Consider the following 1,506-nt stretch of genomic DNA (forward strand, 5'->3'; position numbering starts at 1 on the left):
CGACCCGCTTCGCGGGCCATCCTCCCCCGCAGAGGGGCGAAGGACGCGCGTAACCCGCGCGTCCTTCGGCAACCCCCGAATACAGGTCGCTCATCGCTGGAGCACCTTGATCCGGCCGGTGTCGCGTTCGAGGTCGGCGACGAACTCGACGGGGACGTTGAGGGGGTCGGCCTCGATCTCGGCGCGCACGACGAAGCGCAGCTTCAGCTCCGCCGGGTCGACCGTGGTGTCGCGCCGCGCCGTGACCGAGCCGGCGGCCAGGCGCGGCTCGAAGGTGCGTAAAGCCGTCTCGATCTCGTCGGCGATGGCCTCGACGCCCGCCTCGTCGATGGACAGCCGGGCGATGTCGACGAAGCCGTGGTTGAGGATCGAGCGGCGCACGTGCGGGAAGGCGTCGATGTCGGTGCCGGAGGCGAAGTTGACGGCGTTCATCAGCCGTTCGAGATCTAGGGCCACGCTGCGCTGGAGGTCGGCGGTGCTCACGGCCGCCCGCGCGCTGGTGCGGCGCCCGGCGATGATGCGCTCGCCGCCCTCGTCCCGGACGTCGAGGTGGAGGCGGGCGTCCTTGTCCGCGTTGGCGGCGCGGAACGCCTCCATCAGCGGGATGCGGACGCGCTTGGCGTCGGCTCGTGCTGCCATGTGGTCACCCCGCACCGAACGCGACGGCGAACGGGGAGCGGCCCGCGTGAAGATCCCCCTCCGAACGCGGGCCGTCCCCAAGTCGCGGAGCCGGTGGACGGCCGCGCGACGCCAGGGAGCCACCGTCCGTGCCCGACGCACGGACGGTGGCTCGATTCCGATCCCGGCCGCCTCGGCGGCCCGAAGACGGGCACGCCGGGCCGGCCGGATCGAGCCGATGCCTACATCTGCTTGTTCTGGGCGATGTGGAACTTGTGCTCCACTTCGGCGCCCTTCGAGCCGTCCGCGTTCTGCACGGCGTACTTCACGTGGAACTGGCCGAAGTTGAGCGTCACGTTCTCGGTCAGGCGGTCCTCGCTACCTGATCCGCCCATCGAGACGTGGCTGATGATGATGTCCTCGAGTTCGACGGTGAGGTATTCCAGCGGCTTCTCGCCGGCCTTGCGGACGATGAGCTTGCCCTTCTTGATGTGCTTGCCGTTGCAGCAATGCTGGAACAGGGACGCGCTCGACTTGTCGATGTACTTGGTCACGCTGAGGTCCTGGACGTTGACCTTGCCGGCGCCGGAACCCGAGCCGCCATGGGTGGTGCCCGATTGGGAGGCGCCCCAGGACCAGGCGAGCACGTCGATCTCGTCCTTGTACTTGTCGTCCTGGGCCTCGCCCTTGATGCCCTCGAGCTTGAGAAAGATGTCGACCGCCATGATGGTGTCCCTTCCTGAAGGTTATCGTTGCCGGACTCTTGACGCTTCTGGAACTCTGGCTGCCGTGGCTCGCCGGCCGGCTCCCAGGGCTACGGCCGACACGGATTTTCACCGGCCGTGAATGGGAGCGAACCCAGCCGGGCGTTGCCCTCCCCCCTCTGCG

The 1,506-nt window shown here is 68.5% G+C and carries 2 protein-coding genes; both read right to left on the bottom strand.

Annotation, left to right across the window (positions count from 1 at the left end):
• Positions 1–90: 90 nt before the first annotated feature.
• Entirely contained in the window at positions 91–639 is a 549-nt protein-coding gene (gene tssE, locus COGEMETH_RS25270) for a type VI secretion system baseplate subunit TssE (RefSeq protein ID WP_238185412.1), read from the bottom strand.
• A gap of 221 nt (positions 640–860) precedes the next feature.
• On the bottom strand, positions 861–1,343 hold the full coding sequence (locus COGEMETH_RS25275) for an Hcp family type VI secretion system effector (protein ID WP_238185413.1): 483 nt from the start codon (positions 1,341–1,343) through the stop codon (positions 861–863).
• Positions 1,344–1,506 lie beyond the last annotated feature (163 nt).

It is taken from the genome of Methylobacterium trifolii (assembly GCF_022179685.1).
GTDB classification, from domain to species: domain Bacteria; phylum Pseudomonadota; class Alphaproteobacteria; order Rhizobiales; family Beijerinckiaceae; genus Methylobacterium; species Methylobacterium trifolii.

Bases quoted from the DNA above. Each gene is read 5' to 3' on its own strand.
- COGEMETH_RS25275 (WP_238185413.1), bottom strand. From the start codon at position 1,343: ATGGCGGTCGACATCTTTCTCAAGCTCGAGGGCATCAAGGGCGAGGCC.
- tssE (WP_238185412.1), bottom strand. From the start codon at position 639: ATGGCAGCACGAGCCGACGCCAAGCGCGTCCGCATCCCGCTGATGGAG.